Here is an 18,408-nt window from a genome sequence, read left to right on the forward strand (position 1 = left end):
TCTTTAAAAAGATTACAGGTTAATCAGAATATTCCCATCAGGACCGACCGTGCCGCTGACCACCTGGCCTGAGGACATTCTGACCCGGGCATTTTGTGCTACTGCGGCATTATTCAGCGCTTTTCCTTCACTGTTGATACTAAAGCCTTCGCCATTGGCGACCACCATCACCTGTTGTCCCGCCTTCACCCGCCACGCCTGGCGCAGCATAGAGAGCTGTATCGCCTGTCCAGGGGCGACATCGCGCAGGCTGACTGCCTCCTGAGCCTGGTTAATATCCAGCATCGTCCGCGGTGGAAGCTGATCCAGACGGCCTCGCTTCAGCGTTACGCTGTCTGGTTGCAGCAGGCTGCCCCGGGGAATGGGAACGGCGGCGACAACATAATTGCCTGTCGCCTGAACCGCAACCTGTAAATAACGTTTTTCGTTGGCGCAACGCGCCAGCACATTCACGTTGCCCCATAATCGGGTGCTGCCGGTCACGCTAAATGACGGGGCTTCGCAGGAAGGGTAAAGGTTAGGCGGGGTGCGTACGGTCACGCGTACGTCATCGCTGAAACCGGCCAGCTTCTGCGCAAAGAATGCATTGAGCTGGTTCTCTAACCCCTCAGCCTGCACAAGAGGGCTCAAAAGCAGCAGGGTCGCCGCAAGGCCACGTTTAAAAGTCCGCATCGCACGTTCCACCATGTCCAGAATTAAGCAAATTCTACCCGCAGTGGTTTTCCATCAACGCAACAAATAGCGACGCATTTTGCGCTTATTCCGTCGATAGGGGAGACGGGGTGAGATTTAAGCTGTGAACTGAAATTTTCTCATCAGCGGAGGAGACATGCTCGATAAACTCGACGCCGCGTTACGTTTTCAGCAGGAAGCGCTCAACTTACGCGCCCAGCGGCAGGAAATTTTAGCCGCCAATATCGCCAACGCGGACACCCCCGGGTATCAGGCGCGCGATATTGATTTTTCCAGTGAACTCAAAAAAGTGATGGAGCGTGGACGTGCCGAAGGGACGGGTGTCTCACTTGCCCTGACATCCTCACGGCATATTCCCGCTCAGGCGATGACCGCGCCATCAACTGACTTACTTTATCGTGTCCCCGATCAGCCCTCGCTTGATGGCAACACCGTCGACATGGACCGGGAACGCACACAGTTTGCCGATAACAGCCTGCAATACCAGACAGGCCTGACGCTACTCGGCGGGCAAATCAAAGGCATGATGACCGTCCTGCAGGGGGGCAATTAGTAAATGGCCTTGCTGAATATTTTTGATATCGCCGGTTCGGCATTAACGGCGCAGTCCAAACGACTGAACGTGGCAGCCAGTAACCTGGCCAACGCCGATAGCGTGACCGGCCCTGACGGACAACCGTATCGCGCTAAACAGGTCGTCTTCCAGGTTGATGCTGCACCGGGTGCGGCAACGGGCGGCGTGAAAGTGGCGGACGTGGTTGAGAGCCAGGCGCCCGACAAGCTGGTTTACGAGCCAGGCAACCCGCTCGCGGATGCCAGCGGCTACGTGAAAATGCCGAACGTGGATGTGGTCGGGGAGATGGTGAACTCCATGTCCGCGTCACGCAGCTACCAGGCAAACGTCGAAGTGCTTAATACCGTGAAGAGCATGATGCTCAAAACACTCACTCTCGGCCAGTAAAGGAGACACGCATGTCCATCGCCGTAAACGTGAATGACCCGACAAATACCGGCGTCAACAGCACCAGTAGTGCAACCGGTTCCAGCTCTCTCACCGGGAGCAATGCCTCCGATTTACAGAGCAGCTTTCTGACCCTGCTGGTGGCACAGCTGAAAAATCAGGACCCGACCAATCCGATGCAGAATAACGAACTGACCACGCAGCTTGCGCAGATCAGTACCGTCAGCGGCATTGAGAAACTGAACACCACGCTCGGCTCGGTCTCCGGTCAAATCGATAACAGCCAGTCCTTGCAGGCCGCCAACCTGATCGGTCACGGGGTGATGATCCCGGGGACCACGATTCTGGCGGGCACCAGCACCACCGATGGCACGTCCACCACTACCACAACGCCGTTTGGCGTTGAGTTGCAGCAACCGGCCGACAAAGTCACCGCCACCATCAAAGACGCCAGCGGCAACGTGGTGCGCACGATTGAGATTGGCGAGCTTAAAGCGGGCGTTCATACCTTTACCTGGGATGGCAGCCTGACCGACGGCACTAAAGCGCCTAACGGCTCGTATCAGGTTGCGATTAGCGCCAGCAACGGCACCACGCAGCTGGTGGCTCAGCCGCTACAGTTTGCCCTGGTTCAGGGCGTCATCAAAGGTAGCGATGGCAACAAACTGGATTTGGGTACCTCCGGTACCACCACACTCGACGAAGTTCGGCAGATTATCTAAGCCTTCATACTTATCAGGAGTAAGTCATGGCCTTTTCTCAAGCGGTCAGCGGCCTGAATGCTGCGGCCACCAACCTGGACGTCATTGGCAACAACATCGCCAACTCCGCGACCTATGGTTTTAAATCCGGTTCTGCATCTTTTGCAGATATGTTTGCAGGCTCTAAAGTGGGCCTGGGCGTGAAGGTTGCGGGTATCACCCAGGACTTCACCGACGGGACGACCACCAACACCGGTCGTGGTCTGGATGTCGCCATCAGCCAGAACGGTTTCTTCCGTATGGTGGATGCCAACGGTTCCGTGTTCTACAGCCGCAATGGCCAATTCAAGCTGGATGAAAACCGTAACCTGGTGAACATGCAGGGGCTACAGTTAACCGGTTATCCGGTTGCCGGCACGCCGCCGACGGTGCAAACCGGTGCGAATCCGCAGGCGATCACCATCCCAACGACGCTGATGGCGGCGAAGTCCACCACCACGGCCTCTCAGCAGATCAACCTGAACTCCACCGATACCGCGCCAACCGTCGCATTCGACCCGGCCAACCCTGACTCTTACAACAAGAAAGGCACCGTGACGGTGTTTGACAGCCAGGGTAATGCGCACAACATGAACCTGTTCTATGTCAAAGACGCTACTCCAGCTAACTCCTGGAAGGTGTATTCACAGGACGGCAGCGTAGCGGGAGATGCAGCGAAACTGGCAACCACATTGGTCTTTAATGAGAGCGGTGTGTTGACCGGCGGTGGGGAAGTCGATATCGAGACCGGGGAGATCACTGGTGCAACGGCGGCAACCTTCAAAATGAGTTTCGCGAACTCCATGCAGCAGAACACCGGTGCGAACAACATCGTGGCGACGAGCCAGAACGGTTATAAGCCGGGCGATCTGGTGAGCTACCAGATCAACGATGACGGCACCGTTGTCGGTAACTACTCCAACGAACAGACCCAGGTGCTGGGCCAGATCGTGCTGGCAAACTTTGCCAACAACGAAGGCCTGAAGTCCGAAGGAGATAACGTCTGGTCCGCCACGCAGTCTTCCGGTGTTGCCCTGCTGGGTACCGCGGGTTCCGGTAACTTCGGCACGCTGACCAACGGCGCGCTTGAAGCCTCCAACGTCGATCTGAGTAAAGAGCTGGTGAACATGATTGTCGCGCAACGTAACTACCAGTCCAACGCGCAGACCATCAAAACCCAGGATCAGATCCTCAACACGCTGGTTAACCTGCGTTAAGCGGCTGACGGGAAAGCGCAATGGATCACGCAATATATACAGCGATGGGGGCTGCAAGCCAGACGCTCAATCAGCAGGCTGTTACCGCCAGCAACCTGGCGAACGCCTCCACGCCTGGTTTTCGTGCACAGCTCAACGCACTGCGTGCGGTGCCGGTAGAAGGGCTGTCATTGCCCACGCGTACGCTGGTCACCGCCTCCACGCCGGGCGCCGACATGACGCCAGGCCAGATGGATTACACCGCGCGTCCGCTGGACGTTGCCCTTCAGCAGGACGGCTGGCTGGCGGTGCAAACGGCTGACGGCGCAGAAGGGTATACCCGCAACGGTAACATTCAGGTGAGCGCCACCGGACAGTTGACGATTCAGGGGCATCCGGTGATGGGCGAAGCCGGTCCGCTGACGGTGCCGGAAGGGTCAGAGCTGACCATTGCGGCAGACGGGACGATCTCGGCGTTGAATCCGGGCGACCCGGCGAACACCGTTGCGCCTGTCGGTCGTCTGAAGCTGGTGAAAGCGGAAGGCAACGAAGTGCAGCGTGGTGATGACGGGATGTTCCGTCTGACCCAGGCGGCGCAGGCCACGCGTGGCGCCACGTTACAGGCCGACCCGACCATCCGCGTGATGTCCGGCGTGCTGGAAGGCAGTAACGTCAAACCGGTCGAAGCCATGACCGACATGATCGCCAGCGCCCGCCGCTTCGAAATGCAGATGAAAATCATCAGCAGCGTCGATGAAAACGCAGGCAAGGCTAACCAACTTCTGGCTATGAGTTAACAGGACTCCCTATGATCAGTTCTTTATGGATCGCGAAAACCGGTCTGGACGCACAGCAAACCAATATGGATGTAATTGCCAACAACCTGGCAAACGTCAGCACCAATGGTTTCAAGCGCCAGCGTGCGGTTTTCGAAGATTTGCTTTATCAAACGATTCGTCAGCCAGGGGCGCAGTCTTCTGAGCAAACCACGCTGCCGTCCGGTCTGCAAATTGGTACCGGCGTACGCCCGGTCGCCACCGAGCGTCTGCACAGCCAGGGCAACTTGTCCCAGACCAACAACAGCAAAGACGTTGCCATCAAAGGTCAGGGTTTCTTCCAGGTGCAACTGCCTGACGGGACCTCCGCCTATACTCGCGATGGTTCGTTCCAGGTGGATCAAAATGGTCAGCTGGTGACGGCGGGCGGCTTCCAGGTTCAGCCTGCGATCACCATCCCGGCGAACGCGCTGAGCATCACCATTGGCCGTGACGGTATCGTCAGCGTCACTCAGCAAGGTCAGGCCGCGCCGGTCCAGGTTGGTCAGCTCAACCTGACGACCTTCATGAACGATACCGGACTGGAAAGCATCGGTGAGAACCTCTACACCGAAACGCAGTCTTCCGGCACGCCAAATGAAAGTACCCCCGGCCTGAACGGTGCGGGGCTGCTGTACCAGGGGTATGTGGAAACCTCGAACGTTAACGTGGCGGAAGAGCTGGTGAATATGATCCAGGTCCAGCGCGCCTATGAAATTAACAGTAAAGCAGTGTCGACGACCGACCAGATGCTGCAAAAACTGACGCAACTCTAAGGTGTAGCCCGGTGCGGTAAACGTCGCACCGGCTCCCTGTTTTCGAAGATGAAGGCAATGCAAAAAAACGCGGCGTTTCGTTATCCGATCCTGACTGTTCTGGCTGTCACCCTCAGCGGGTGTGCCTGGATCCCGTCTAAACCATTGGTACAGGGTGCGACTACCGCCCAACCCGTTCCCGGCCCCTCGCCGGTGGTGAACGGCTCTATTTTCCAGACCGCGCAGCCGATTAACTACGGTTATCAGCCGCTGTTTGAAGACCGTCGTCCGCGTAACGTCGGCGATACGCTGACCATTGTGTTGCAGGAAAACGTCAGCGCGAGCAAGAGCTCGTCGGCGAACGCCAGCCGCGACGGCAAAACCAATTTTGGCTTCGACACCGTACCGCGCTATCTGCAAGGGCTGTTCGGCAACGCCCGTGCGGATGTGGAAGCCTCCGGCGGCAACACCTTTAACGGTAAAGGTGGCGCGAACGCCAGCAATACCTTCAGCGGAACGCTGACGGTAACGGTTGACCAGGTTCTGGTGAACGGCAACCTGCACGTGGTGGGCGAAAAACAGATCGCCATTAACCAGGGTACGGAATTCATTCGCTTCTCCGGTGTGGTTAACCCTCGCACTATCAGCGGCACCAACACCGTACCGTCCACACAGGTGGCGGATGCGCGCATTGAGTACGTCGGCAACGGCTACATCAACGAAGCGCAAAATATGGGCTGGCTGCAACGCTTCTTCCTTAACTTATCGCCGATGTAAGCGAGGTGACCTATGTATAAATTTCTCTTCGCCGTGGCGCTGTCGCTGGTCGCTACCGTTGCGCAGGCCGATCGCATTCGCGATCTCACCAGCGTGCAGGGCGTGCGCGAAAACTCCCTGATTGGCTACGGCCTGGTGGTGGGGCTGGATGGGACGGGTGACCAGACGACCCAGACGCCGTTCACCACCCAGAGCCTGAACAACATGCTCTCTCAGCTCGGTATTACCGTACCGGCGGGGACCAACATGCAGCTGAAAAACGTGGCGGCGGTGATGGTGACCGCGTCTTATCCGGCCTTTGCGCGTCAGGGGCAAACCATCGACGTGGTTGTCTCGTCGATGGGTAACGCCAAAAGCCTGCGCGGCGGTACGTTGTTGATGACGCCGCTGAAAGGCGTCGACAGCCAGGTGTATGCTCTGGCGCAGGGCAACATTCTGGTTGGCGGGGCAGGTGCGTCGGCGGGCGGCAGCAGCGTGCAGGTGAACCAGCTGAACGGGGGACGTATTACCAACGGCGCGATCATCGAACGTGAGCTGCCGACCCAGTTCGGCACCGGCAACACCATTAACCTGCAACTGAATAACGAAGACTTCACGATGGCGCAGCAGATTGCTGACACCATCAACCGCAGCCGGGGTTACGGCAGCGCCACCGCGCTGGATGCCCGCACCGTGCAGATCCGCACGTCAACCGGTAGCAGCAACCAGGTGCGGATGCTGGCCGATATCCAGAATATGGAAGTGAACGTGTCGGTGCAGGATGCAAAAGTCATTATCAACTCCCGTACCGGATCGGTGGTGATGAACCGCGAAGTGACGCTGGACAGCTGCGCCGTGGCGCAGGGCAATCTCTCCGTCACGGTTAACCGCTCGGCCAACGTCAGCCAGCCGGATACCCCGTTTGGTGGCGGTCAGACGGTAGTGACCCCGCAAACGCAGATAGATTTACGACAGAGCGGCGGATCGTTGCAGAGCGTGCGCTCCAGCGCCAACCTGAACAGCGTGGTGCGTGCCCTGAACGCGCTGGGTGCAACGCCAATGGATCTGATGTCCATTCTGCAATCCATGCAAAGTGCAGGCTGCCTGCGCGCTAAACTGGAAATCATCTAAATGCTGACCGATAGCAAACTGTTGACCAGTGCCGCCTGGGATGCCCAGTCGCTCAACGAGCTGAAAACCAAAGCGGGCAAGGATCCGGCGGCGAATATCCGCCCGGTTGCCCGTCAGGTGGAAGGCATGTTCGTGCAGATGATGTTGAAAAGCATGCGTGAAACCCTGCCGAAAGATGGCATGTTCAGCAGCGATTCCACACGGCTTTACACCAGCATGTACGATCAGCAGATTGCCCAGCAAATGACCGCCGGAAAGGGGCTCGGCCTGGCGGACATGATTGTGAAACAGACCGCAGCCGCTCAGGGGCTGCCACCTGAAGAGGCTCCGCCGCAGGTGCCGCTGAAGTTTGATCTGGAAAAGGTGACCAGTTATCAAAATCAGGCGCTGACCCAGATGGTGCGTAAGGCAATGCCAAAGCCGGCAGAAACGCGTGACGAGCCGCTCTCCGGCGACAGCAAAGACTTCCTGGCGCAGCTCTCCCTGCCGGCGCGTCTTGCCAGTGAAGAAAGCGGCGTGCCACACCATCTGATTCTGGCGCAGGCGGCGCTGGAGTCGGGCTGGGGGCAACGTCAGATCCGCAGGGAGAACGGCGAGCCGAGCTTCAACATCTTTGGCGTGAAGGCCACCTCCAGCTGGAAGGGGCCGACCACGGAAATTACCACCACCGAATATGAGAACGGTGCGGCAGTGAAGGTGAAAGCCAAATTCCGCGTCTACAGCTCGTATCTGGAAGCGTTGTCGGATTATGTCGGGCTGTTGAGCCGGAATCCGCGCTACACCGCCGTGACCCAGGCCACCACGCCAGAGCAGGGCGCTCAGGCATTGCAGAATGCCGGCTACGCGACCGATCCAAACTATGCACGCAAGCTGACCAGCATGATCCAACAGCTGAAATCCATGTCTGAGAAGGTCAGCAAAGCGTATAGCACAGATCTCGAAAATCTGTTCTGAAAGTTCTCAAGTCCCGGTGGAGGTTGCCGATAACCTTCATCAGGACTCGTGTCTGAACGTATAAAAGGAACCCCCATGTCCAGTTTGATTAACAGCGCCATGAGTGGCCTCAGTGCTGCGCAGTCGGCACTCAATACCGTCAGTAATAATATTTCAAGCTACAACGTGGCAGGTTATACCCGCCAGACTACCATTCTGGGCGCATCAAACAGCACCCTGACCGGCGGCGGCTGGGTGGGTAACGGGGTCTATGTCTCCGGCGTTCAGCGTGAATATGATGCATTTATTACCAACCAGCTGCGCGCGGCGCAGAACCAGAGCAGCGGCCTGACCACGCGCTACCAGCAGATGTCGAAAATTGACGACGTGCTGTCGGATACCACGAACTCGCTTTCTGCCAACCTCCAGGATTTCTTTAAAAGCCTGCAAACGCTGGTGAGTAACGCAGAAGATCCGGCTGCACGCCAGACGGTACTCGGGAAGGCAGATGGTCTGGTAAACCAGTTCAAAACTAACGATCAATATCTCCGCGATCAGGATGCGCAGGTCAATACGGCGATTTCTACCAGCGTCGATCAGATCAATAACTATGCGAAGCAGATTGCCAACCTTAACGATCAGATTTCCCGGCTGACTGGCGTAGGGGCGGGCGCATCCCCGAACGAACTGCTCGATCAGCGCGATCAGCTGGTGAGCGAACTGAACAAAATTGTCGGTGTGGACGTGACCGTACAGGACAGCGGCACCTACAACATCTCTATCGCCAACGGCTACACCCTGGTACAGGGCAGCAACGCCAGCCAGCTGGCTGCGGTGAAATCCAGCGCGGACCCTGCACGTACAACGATTGCGTATGTGGATGCCGCAGCAGGCAACGTGGAGATCTCAGAAAAACAGATCACCACGGGGTCGCTTGGGGGGCTGTTAACGTTCCGTTCTCAGGATCTGGATCAGGCGCGAAATACGCTTAACCAGATGGCGCTGGCGTTTGCGGATGCCATGAATACCCAGCACCAGGCGGGCTTTGATGCCAACGGGGACGCAGGCGGCAAGTTGTTTGATTTTGGCTCCCCGGCAGTGCTGAGTAACGGTAAGAACACCGGAAGCGCGTCCGTGACGGCAACGATGACGGACAGTACCAAGGTCCAGGCGACAAACTACAAAGTTGAGTATAACGGTACTGACTGGACCATCACCCGTCTGTCAGACAACACCAGCTTCACGGCTATGCCGGATACCAGCGGTAATCTTTCGTTTGATGGCCTCAACGTCAACATTAGCGGCTCGGCCAATAATAAAGACAGCTTTATCGTGAAGCCGGTGAATGACGTTATCGTGAATATGGACGTTGCGATCAGCGACGAATCCAAACTGGCGATGGCCTCCGCGCAAGGAAGCGGCGAAAGCGACAATACCAATGGCCAAAAGCTGCTGGATTTGCAGAGCGCCAAGCTGGTGGGGGGGAACAAAACCTTTAACGATGCTTATGCCGCGCTGGTCAGTACGGTGGGCAGCACCACGGCGTCGCTGAAAACCAGCAGCGAAACCAAAGTTAACGTTGTTACGCAGCTGACCAAACAACAGCAGTCAATCTCCGGGGTTAACCTGGATGAAGAGTATGGCAACCTGCAACGCTATCAGCAGTACTATCTGGCGAATGCGCAGGTGCTGCAAACGGCGAGCACGCTGTTTGATGCATTGATCAATATCCGCTAAGGCTGAGGCATAAAAAATGCGTATTAGTACTCAAATGATGTATGAGCAAAGCATGCGCGGCGTGACGAACTCCCAAAGCCTCTGGCTCAGCTACGGCGAGCAGATGTCTACGGGGAAGCGTATCAACCGTCCGTCTGACGATCCGATTGCCGCTTCGCAGGCCGTTGTGCTCTCTCAGGCCCAAACGCAAAATAGCCAGTATGCGCTGGCGCGCTCCTTCGCTACGACGAAAGTCTCGCTGGAAGAAAACGTGTTATCGCAAGTGACAACCGCTATCCAGGCTGCTCAGGAAAAGATTGTCAATGCGGGCAACGGTACGTTAAGTGACGATGACCGCGCTTCGCTGGCAACGAACCTGCAAGGTATTCGCGATCAGCTCATGAACCTGGCTAACAGCACGGACGGTAACGGTCGCTATATTTTTTCCGGTTACAAAACCGAAGCGGCGGCTTTCGACCAGGCTACGGGTGATTATAAGGGCGGCGGAACGCCAATCAGCCAGCAGGTTGACTCTGCGCGCACGATGCAAATCAGCCATACGGGCACTGAAGTTTTCGATAGCTTCACCAGCAATGCGAAGCCAGAGCCAGATGGTAGTACGCCGGAAACGAATTTGTTCAAGATCCTCGACTCCGCAATTGAAGCGCTGAATAAGCCGATTGGCGATGACGAAACGAAGGCTGAAGCATTTACGGCGGCTATTGATAAAGCCAACCGTGGCCTGAGCAACTCCCTCAACAACGTGCTGACCGTGCGCGCCGATCTCGGCATCAAGCTGGACGAGCTGGGCAAGCTGGACGCTCTGGGTGAAGACCGCGCGCTGGGTCAGACCCAGCAGATGAGTAACCTGGTTGACGTAGACTGGAACTCGGTGATTTCGTCCTACACCATGCAGCAGGCGGCGTTGCAAGCCTCGTATAAAGCCTTTAGCGATATGCAGGGTATGTCTTTGTTCCAGATGAACAGATAAGACTCTGACCTGTTTGACATGTCTTGAAACTGGGCATGTTTTGACTGCCCAACCCGTCCGGGTTGGGCATTTTTTTTACACACTTTCTGCCTGAGCGGACACTACCCGGGCGCTTTCAATCACTCTGATAGCCAGCGCAATGGCACCACACAGGGTTGCCAGTGCTACCACGCCCGTCCAGCCTGCCAGCGTATAGATATTGCTGCCTAATGCCGAACCCAGCGCCATTCCGATGAAAATGACGGTAAACAGCAGGGCGTTAAGGCGCCCACGGGCCTGCGGCTCAAGGCTGTAGACCAGGTTCTGGTGCGCCACGAGGCTGGACTGCAAACCGAGATCGAAACCGACCGCGGAGAGGGCAATCAGGAGCAACTGGCCGTGTACACCCAGGGCTGGCATCAGGAACATCAGGGCAAACGAGAGGGTCACCAGCGCGGCACCCAGTTGGGTCACTTTACCGGCGCCCAGCTTATCGGCCAGACCGCCTGCCAGCGGTGCGGCCAGCGCGCCTGCGGCTCCGGCAATACCAAACCCACCCGCCACGGCGCTGCCAAGGTGATACCGTTCCAGCAGCATGACCGCCAGCGTCGACCAGAACGCACTAAAAGCAATCGACAGAAAACCCTGAGCCAGCGCAGCCCGACGCAGCGCCGGGTAGCGACGCCAGAGGTGTTCCATGGAGCGCATCAGTGCCGGGTAGCTCAGCGTGGAATGAACGGCGAAGCGGGGAAGTACGGCCCACATCACCACGCCGATAAAGGCAATGCTTGCGGCGGCCAGCTGATACATCACTCGCCAGCCAAAGGCTTCACCCACCACGCCGCTCACGGTTCTGGAGAGCAAAATCCCCAGCAGCAGGCCGGTCATCACCGTGCCGACCGTTTTTCCCTGTTTGCCTTCCGGCGCGAGGATCGCTGCGGCCGGGACAATATCCTGCGCCATGGTGGCGGCCATGCCAATCAGCAGGCTGGTGAGCAGCAGGGAGTGCAGTTGTCCGGTCAGGCTACAACCCAGCAGGAACAGCGCCAGAGCTGCACTTTTTATCAGGATCAACGTTCTGCGGTCATAACGATCGCCGAGCGGGAGCAGAAACAGGATACCTAAGGCATAACCCGCCTGGGTGAGTGTCGGGACCATGCCCATGCCTTCGATGCTCAGGTGCAGGTCTGAGCCCATCAGCGGCAGCAGAGGCTGGGCATAATAGATGGATGCCACGCTGAAGCCCGCACCGAGCGCCAGCATTAAGATTACCCAGCGGCTTATGGCCCGGGTGGCAGTTGTGTTCATAAGATGTTCCTCATTCGTCGTGTGCGGCTATTTTTTATCAGTACGCCTTGCGACGGTAGCGGGCGCGGTGGTAAAACGCTTATACGTGTAGCGTATAGGTGCAAATGATATGAAACGGACTGAGCGTATAGATCGTGTAGAACTGATGCGAACCTTTGTTCGCATTGTGGAGGCGGGGTCCCTTTCTGCGGCGGCACGTCAGCTGGCAACAACCCAGGCCACGGTGAGCCGACGGTTGCAGTCGCTTGAAACCATGCTGGGCGTGCGCCTGATGCTGCGCACAACCCATACGACACGGCTGACCGATGACGGTGAACGCTGCTATCAGCATGCCAGACGGGTGATTGACAGCTGGCTGGCGCTGGAAGACGAGGTGGGGCAGACGGAAGATGAACCGGTCGGGGTGCTGAGGGTGCGCGCCCCTCACGCGTTTGGCCAGGATCAGCTACTAAAACCGTTAACCGAATTTTTGCAGCGCTATCCGCTACTCTCAATCGAATGGATGCTTAACGATCGCTCGGTTGATTTCCTCGGCGACAACCTTGACTGTGCTATTCGGGTGGGCGTGGAAGTCGATCCGGCAACCGTGTCTGTGCTACTGGCTGAAGTGCCGCGCTCGGTGGTAGCGTCACCGGCACTCCTTGCCCGTTTTCCCGCGGTTAACACGCCGGACGATCTGCAACATCTCCCCTGGATTGCCATCAGCTCTTTTTATCAACGCCATGTGGAGCTCTTCCACGAGGCAACACCCACCCCGGCGAGAGTTACCATTACGCCACGCCTGAGTACCGACAGCCTGTATGTAGCGCGCAATACGGCACTCACCGGGCTAGGCGTGGCGGTGGTATCCAGCTGGACGGTACAGGATGATATTCGGGAAGGGCGACTGGTGCATTTACTGCCAGAGTGGCAGCCAGCAGCGCTACCGGTACATCTGGTTTATCCCTGGTCACGCTATTATCCGGCGCGCTTGCGGCGTTTTCTGGAGCTGATGCGGCAGATAATGCCGGAGGTCACCGGTATGAGAAAGCCGCTGCAACAGCCATAAAAAAGCCGACCCGAAGGTCGGCTTTCAGTCTTAGCGTGCGTTATTCAACAGGCTGAGGACGAGTAGCTGGGGCAGTAGCCATGTGCGTCGCACTGTGACCACCGGCAGCACCTTTACCTTCGAAGTTGAATTCCGGACGAACCCAGTCACTATGGCGTGGTGCTTCAGGCACGTACTCAGGTGCCGGGGCACGAGTCATTGGCGCGGTAGCAATGTGAGCAGGCGCTACAGCTTCAACGATCTCAACCGGCTCAGATTTCACTTCAGGCGCTTTGACCTCTTCGACAACAGGTTCAACCTGAATCTCGACGTCCTGAACAACCTCTTCCGTCACCGTTTCGACGGCAACGTCTGCGGGCTCTTCTGCTGCGGATACAGGCTTAGCGTCTTCCGCGACTTCTTCAGCCACCACGGTATCTTCTTCGGCAATGATCTGCGGTGCGGCATCAACCGGCGCAGCAATCACTTCAGGATGGGTCGTTTCCACTTCCACAGCCTGCGGCGGCGCTGTTTCAACAACCTGCGGTTCGACCACGGTTGCCGCTTCAGTCACGACGTCTTCCACCGCGACGACCGGTGCAATCACCTCTTCGGTAACAGCCTGTTCTTCAACAGCCTGCTCCGGACGTGCAACCGGATAACGGATCCAGACTTTACCGGATGCCATCTCAGGTGACGCGCACGCCACGGTTATTGGCATTGGAGACTGGGTCGGGTAACGCTCGTCACGATAACGACGGCGACGCTGACCGCTCACGCGCAGATGGCGTGGAGAACGGCGGGAGCGACGCGGCATACCTGCGTTATCACGGTTTTCGCTGCTTTCGTCCTGCTCAACCTGATTTTCCACTACGGCTGGCAGGTCAACTTTCGCAACCTGAGTACCCGTTGTGCTTTCAACCGCTTCAACCGCGATAACGTCGTTTTCTTCGGCCTGAACAACACCCACACGTACTTTCTGGGTCAGCTGGCGCTGCTTACGACGCGGCATAACCTGAGTACGCTCTTCCTGCTCAGTGTCCTGCTGTTCTACAGGCGCTTCGCGATTCAGGTTTTTGACTTCCTGCTGAGCCTGGCGTTTGTCATCGTTACGACGACGGTTACGCTCGCGGCGAGGCTGCTGCTCGTCACGCTGTTTGCTCTTCTCGGACTCATCGCCCGCCTGCTGGCGAATCTCACGATCTTCAACGTTCTGCTGTTGCTTCTCGCGACGGTTGCGACGGTTGTCCTCGCGCTGTTCACGGCCTTCGTTGTTATCGGAACGATTATCACGGCGCTCATTACGATCGCCACGGTCGTTGCGGTCGCGACGGTTGTTCTGACGCTTACGACGGTCCTGCTGACGCTCTGGTTTCGCTTCTTTTGGCGCTTCTTTCGGCTCCTCAGGCTGAACTTCTTCGGCGGCAAACATTTTTTTCAGCGCACCGATGATGCGGCTCAGGAGACCAGGCTGCTCAGGCTGCGCTTTTGGCGCGGCAGGAGCCACTTTCTGCACAGCAGGTTTTTCCGCTGGTTTTTCCAGCGTCGCTTCTGGCGGTGCTTCCGGCATGATGAAGGTCGCTAAAGCTGGCTGCTCAGGCAGTTTACGCTCGGCAGGCTCTTCATCAGACGGCAGCGCCATTTCTTCTTCATGCAGCTTCGGCAGCAGGTAGCTGAGGGTGCTTGTCTCTTCGCCTTTGCGCACGCGCAGCACGTGATAGTGCGGGGTTTGCATCTCGTCGTTTGGCACGATGATGCAGCGAACGCCGCCCTGACGCGCTTCGATTGCGCTCACCGCTGCACGTTTTTCGTTCAGCAGGTAGGAGGCAATCGGCACTGGAACAATAGCGTGAACCTCTTTGGTGTTCTCTTTCAGCGCTTCTTCTTCAATCAGACGCAGAATAGAGAGGGAGAGAGATTCATTGTCACGAACGGTACCTGTACCGGAACAGCGCGGGCAGACGTGATGGCTGGACTCACCCAGAGACGGGCTGAGGCGCTGACGGGACATCTCCAGCAGGCCAAAGCGAGAAATATGGCTGATCTGGATACGCGCGCGATCCTGGCGCACCGCTTCACGCAGACGGTTTTCAACCGCACGCTGGTGGCGAACCGGGGTCATGTCGATGAAGTCGATAACGATCAGACCACCCAGGTCGCGCAGGCGGAGCTGGCGGGCGATTTCATCAGCGGCTTCAAGGTTGGTGTTGAAGGCGGTCTCTTCGATGTCGCCGCCGCGGGTTGCTCGCGCGGAGTTGATGTCGATGGCGGTCAACGCTTCGGTGGTATCGATAACGATAGAACCGCCGGACGGCAGACGCACTTCACGCTGGAAGGCAGACTCGATCTGGGATTCAATCTGATAATGGCTGAACAGCGGGATTTCACCGGTGTACAGTTTAATTTTGCTGGTGAAATCCGGGCGACCCAGTGCGGCGATGTGCTGGCGAGCCAGCTCAAGCACTTTCGGGTTATCAATCAGAATTTCACCGATGTCCTGACGCAGATAATCACGGAAGGCACGCACGATGACGTTGCTTTCCTGGTGGATCAGGAACGGCGCAGCACGGCTTTCTGCCGCTTTCTTGATGGCTTCCCAGTGTTTCAGGCGGAAGCTCAGGTCCCACTGCAACGCTTCGGCAGATTTGCCAACGCCTGCGGTGCGCACGATAAGGCCCATGCCGTCTGGCAGTTCAAGACTTGCCAGTGCTTCTTTCAGCTCGGTACGGTCATCGCCTTCGATACGGCGAGAGATGCCACCCGCACGCGGGTTGTTTGGCATCAATACCAGATAGCTTCCTGCCAGACTGATAAAGGTGGTCAGCGCGGCGCCTTTGTTGCCACGCTCTTCTTTATCGATCTGGACGATAACTTCCTGACCTTCACGCAGAACATCTTTGATGTTCGGACGGCCATGGGAGTTGTAGTTTGCAGGAAAATATTCGCGGGCGATTTCTTTGAGAGGAAGGAAACCGTGACGCTCAGCACCGTAATCGACAAATGCAGCTTCAAGGCTTGGTTCAATGCGGGTGATTTTGCCTTTGTAAATGTTCGCTTTTTTCTGTTCGTGTCCAGGACTTTCGATATCCAGATCGTACAGGCGCTGCCCATCCACAAGGGCGACACGCAACTCTTCTTGCTGAGTTGCGTTGATTAACATTCTTTTCATCGTAACTTACTCGTTATTCTTACATTGACGACAAAGCTGCGGGCAAGGTGACGCTTTCCGGGGTATGAACCGATGGCCTCGTGTCTATTCACGTCGCCAACCTCACGGTTGTCGCTCGCTTAAGAGGCGCAGAGTGTCGGTTGCCTGTATTTCATAGGGAAACACAGCGCAATTATCAGGGGAATTGCCTGGGAAAACTCTCCAGAGAACAATCCTTATACCGGGAAGTACTGCAACCCGCAGCCCGCTAACTGCCTGAAAGATCAATACGTCTTACGCCATTGCTGCGTGGATGATCGGTCAGACAAAATTGGTCATTCCGTCGACATCCTTACAAAACCCGGATTTAACGCGGAAAACGGATTCATTATTCCACTGCTCGCCGGGTTATAGCAAGATGACTTTTACCAATTATCACCCGGTTACTCACAGTTTCTTCACTTCAACGGGGTGATTGGTTTAATAACCACCAAATCGATTGCGCGAAAGGGGAGTGGTCCGGATAAAAGTAAATATAAGCATAGAAAAATGAGTGGCGCTAATGTCAGACGCTATTTAGAATCGCCAACCATGAAAACAGAGACTCCAGCCGTAAAAATGGTTGCCATCGCCGACGACGAGGCGGGGCAACGTATCGATAATTTTTTGCGCACCCAATTGAAGGGTGTGCCAAAAAGTATGATTTATCGCATCTTGCGTAAGGGTGAGGTGCGGGTGAACAAAAAACGTGTGAAGCCCGAGTACAAGCTCGAGGCGGGCGATGAAGTCCGCATTCCACCGGTACGTGTTGCAGAGCGTGAAGAAGAGGTCGTTTCTCCGAAGCTGCAAAAAGTCGCGGCCCTGAGCGACGTTATCCTTTATGAGGACGACCACATTCTGGTGCTGAATAAACCGTCCGGAACGGCGGTACACGGGGGGAGCGGTCTGAGCTTCGGCGTGATCGAAGGTTTACGTGCGCTGCGCCCGGAAGCGCGTTTCCTCGAACTGGTTCACCGTCTTGACCGTGATACCTCAGGCGTGCTGCTGGTGGCGAAAAAACGTTCTGCACTGCGTTCCCTGCATGAACAGCTGCGCGAAAAAGGGATGCAGAAAGATTATCTGGCGCTGGTGCGCGGCCAGTGGCAGTCCCACGTGAAAGTGGTGCAGGCGCCGCTGCTGAAAAATATTCTGCAAAGCGGTGAGCGCATTGTTCGTGTAAATCAGGAAGGGAAACCGTCTGAGACGCGATTTAAAGTAGAAGAGCGCTACGAATTCGCCACGCTGGTGCGCTGTAGTCCGGTGACGGGGCGTACTCACCAGATTCGCGTCCATACCCAGTTTGCAGGCCATCCGATTGCGTTCGACGATCGCTATGGCGATCGCGAGTTTGATAAGCAGTTGGCGGGTACGGGGCTGTCGCGTCTGTTCCTGCATGCGGCAGCGCTGAAGTTTACCCATCCTAATACCGGTGAAGTTATCCGTATTGAAGCGCCGCTGGATGAGCAGTTGAAACGCTGCCTGAAAGTTCTGCGCGGTTGATTATGTGCCGGGTGGCGCTGCGCTTACCCGGCCTACGAAATCCGTAGGCCCATGCAAGCGAAGCGCCGCTGGGCAAAAATCACATCGTCAGCGGATTACACTCTTCTCGCCTTAACATCTGGCACAGCGCAATCAGCGGCAACCCCACCAGCGTGTTGGGATCCCGCCCGTCCAGCTTGTCGAACAGTGCAATTCCCAGTCCTTCACTTTTGAAACTCCCTGCGCAGTTCAGAGGACGTTCCCGACGCACGTAATCCATAATCTCCTCCTCACTGAGATGACGGAAGTGCACATCAAATGGCTCGCACTCGGTTTGCAGATGACCGGAGGCGGAATTATAAAGCGCCAGGCCGGTATAAAAGGTCACGATACTGCCTCGCGCACGCAAAAGCTGCTGGCAGGCGTTTTCTTCCGTATGCGGTTTACCGGTGATTTCGCCGCCCAGCACACAAACCTGATCGGAGCCTATAATCAGATGAGCGGGGTAACGTACGGCCAGCGACTGTGCTTTCTCTTTCGCGAGACGGGTCACCAGATGACGCGGTGACTCGCCCGGCTGTGGCGTTTCATCCACCTCCGGCGCGGCGCATTCAAACGGGATCCCGAGCTTTTCCAGCAGCATTCGGCGATAAGGTGAAGTGGAAGCAAGGACGAGATTTGGCATATTTTTATCACCAGATATAGCGTATCGATGCCAGCCATTTTAAACTACAGGCCGCA

General features: G+C 56.7%; 17 protein-coding genes. 13 read left to right on the plus strand and 4 right to left on the minus strand.

Annotated elements, in window-relative coordinates:
- Positions 1 to 12: 12 nt before the first annotated feature.
- Positions 13 to 672: a flagellar basal body P-ring formation chaperone FlgA gene (gene flgA / locus ACNQ0T_RS08165; protein WP_022647723.1), complete on the minus strand. Its 660-nt coding sequence runs from the start codon at positions 670 to 672 to the stop codon at positions 13 to 15.
- A 157-nt stretch (positions 673 to 829) separates the two neighbouring features.
- Here flgA and flgB point away from each other — a divergent pair, with 157 nt between their 5' ends.
- From flgB to flgL, 11 genes are all read left to right on the plus strand, one after another.
- Complete coding sequence (gene flgB / locus ACNQ0T_RS08170) at positions 830 to 1,246, plus strand: flagellar basal body rod protein FlgB (RefSeq protein ID WP_022647724.1); 417 nt, start codon at positions 830 to 832, stop codon at positions 1,244 to 1,246.
- A 3-nt stretch (positions 1,247 to 1,249) separates the two neighbouring features.
- Complete coding sequence (gene flgC, locus ACNQ0T_RS08175) at positions 1,250 to 1,654, plus strand: flagellar basal body rod protein FlgC (protein ID WP_003857997.1); 405 nt, start codon at positions 1,250 to 1,252, stop codon at positions 1,652 to 1,654.
- Positions 1,655 to 1,665: 11 nt separating this feature from the next.
- Positions 1,666 to 2,376, plus strand: coding sequence for a flagellar hook assembly protein FlgD (gene flgD / locus ACNQ0T_RS08180; RefSeq protein ID WP_003857994.1), 711 nt, complete (start codon positions 1,666 to 1,668; stop codon positions 2,374 to 2,376).
- 26 nt (positions 2,377 to 2,402) lie between these two features.
- Positions 2,403 to 3,611: a flagellar hook protein FlgE gene (flgE, locus tag ACNQ0T_RS08185; protein ID WP_045622627.1), complete on the plus strand. Its 1,209-nt coding sequence runs from the start codon at positions 2,403 to 2,405 to the stop codon at positions 3,609 to 3,611.
- Positions 3,612 to 3,631: 20 nt separating this feature from the next.
- Positions 3,632 to 4,387: a flagellar basal body rod protein FlgF gene (locus tag ACNQ0T_RS08190; protein WP_022647727.1), complete on the plus strand. Its 756-nt coding sequence runs from the start codon at positions 3,632 to 3,634 to the stop codon at positions 4,385 to 4,387.
- A gap of 11 nt (positions 4,388 to 4,398) precedes the next feature.
- Complete coding sequence (flgG, locus tag ACNQ0T_RS08195; RefSeq protein ID WP_000625853.1) at positions 4,399 to 5,181, plus strand: flagellar basal-body rod protein FlgG; 783 nt, start codon at positions 4,399 to 4,401, stop codon at positions 5,179 to 5,181.
- 57 nt (positions 5,182 to 5,238) lie between these two features.
- A complete protein-coding gene (gene flgH, locus ACNQ0T_RS08200; protein WP_023299788.1) occupies positions 5,239 to 5,937 on the plus strand; it encodes a flagellar basal body L-ring protein FlgH in 699 nt (232 codons plus the stop codon).
- 12 nt (positions 5,938 to 5,949) lie between these two features.
- Positions 5,950 to 7,047, plus strand: coding sequence for a flagellar basal body P-ring protein FlgI (locus ACNQ0T_RS08205; RefSeq protein WP_022647728.1), 1,098 nt, complete (start codon positions 5,950 to 5,952; stop codon positions 7,045 to 7,047).
- Positions 7,048 to 8,001, plus strand: coding sequence for a flagellar assembly peptidoglycan hydrolase FlgJ (flgJ, locus tag ACNQ0T_RS08210; RefSeq protein WP_063147631.1), 954 nt, complete (start codon positions 7,048 to 7,050; stop codon positions 7,999 to 8,001).
- 75 nt (positions 8,002 to 8,076) lie between these two features.
- Positions 8,077 to 9,717 carry a flagellar hook-associated protein FlgK gene (gene flgK, locus ACNQ0T_RS08215; protein WP_038415826.1) on the plus strand — a complete coding sequence of 547 codons (1,641 nt, stop codon included), beginning with the start codon at positions 8,077 to 8,079 and terminating at the stop codon, positions 9,715 to 9,717.
- A 16-nt stretch (positions 9,718 to 9,733) separates the two neighbouring features.
- Positions 9,734 to 10,687, plus strand: a complete 954-nt coding sequence (gene flgL / locus ACNQ0T_RS08220) for a flagellar hook-associated protein FlgL (protein WP_032624480.1) — start codon at positions 9,734 to 9,736, stop codon at positions 10,685 to 10,687.
- Between the two features lie 75 nt (positions 10,688 to 10,762).
- Here flgL and ACNQ0T_RS08225 read toward each other — a convergent pair whose 3' ends face one another.
- Positions 10,763 to 11,974 carry an MFS transporter gene (locus ACNQ0T_RS08225; RefSeq protein ID WP_063163641.1) on the minus strand — a complete coding sequence of 404 codons (1,212 nt, stop codon included), beginning with the start codon at positions 11,972 to 11,974 and terminating at the stop codon, positions 10,763 to 10,765.
- 109 nt (positions 11,975 to 12,083) lie between these two features.
- On the opposite strand from ACNQ0T_RS08225, the gene ACNQ0T_RS08230 reads away from it, so the two are divergent.
- A complete protein-coding gene (locus ACNQ0T_RS08230; protein WP_023299793.1) occupies positions 12,084 to 13,022 on the plus strand; it encodes a LysR family transcriptional regulator in 939 nt (312 codons plus the stop codon).
- A 40-nt stretch (positions 13,023 to 13,062) separates the two neighbouring features.
- On the opposite strand, the gene rne is transcribed toward ACNQ0T_RS08230, so the two are convergent.
- A complete protein-coding gene (gene rne, locus ACNQ0T_RS08235) occupies positions 13,063 to 16,170 on the minus strand; it encodes a ribonuclease E (RefSeq protein ID WP_048966504.1) in 3,108 nt (1,035 codons plus the stop codon).
- Positions 16,171 to 16,740: 570 nt separating this feature from the next.
- Between rne and rluC the strand changes: the two genes are divergently transcribed.
- Entirely contained in the window at positions 16,741 to 17,688 is a 948-nt protein-coding gene (rluC, locus tag ACNQ0T_RS08240) for a 23S rRNA pseudouridine(955/2504/2580) synthase RluC (RefSeq protein ID WP_003857970.1), read from the plus strand.
- Between the two features lie 79 nt (positions 17,689 to 17,767).
- On the opposite strand, the gene ACNQ0T_RS08245 is transcribed toward rluC, so the two are convergent.
- Positions 17,768 to 18,352: a Maf family protein gene (locus ACNQ0T_RS08245; protein WP_032624478.1), complete on the minus strand. Its 585-nt coding sequence runs from the start codon at positions 18,350 to 18,352 to the stop codon at positions 17,768 to 17,770.
- Between the last annotated feature and the right edge of the window lie 56 nt (positions 18,353 to 18,408).

The organism is Enterobacter cloacae complex sp.6700776, assembly GCF_048284255.1.
GTDB lineage: Bacteria > Pseudomonadota > Gammaproteobacteria > Enterobacterales > Enterobacteriaceae > Enterobacter > Enterobacter intestinihominis.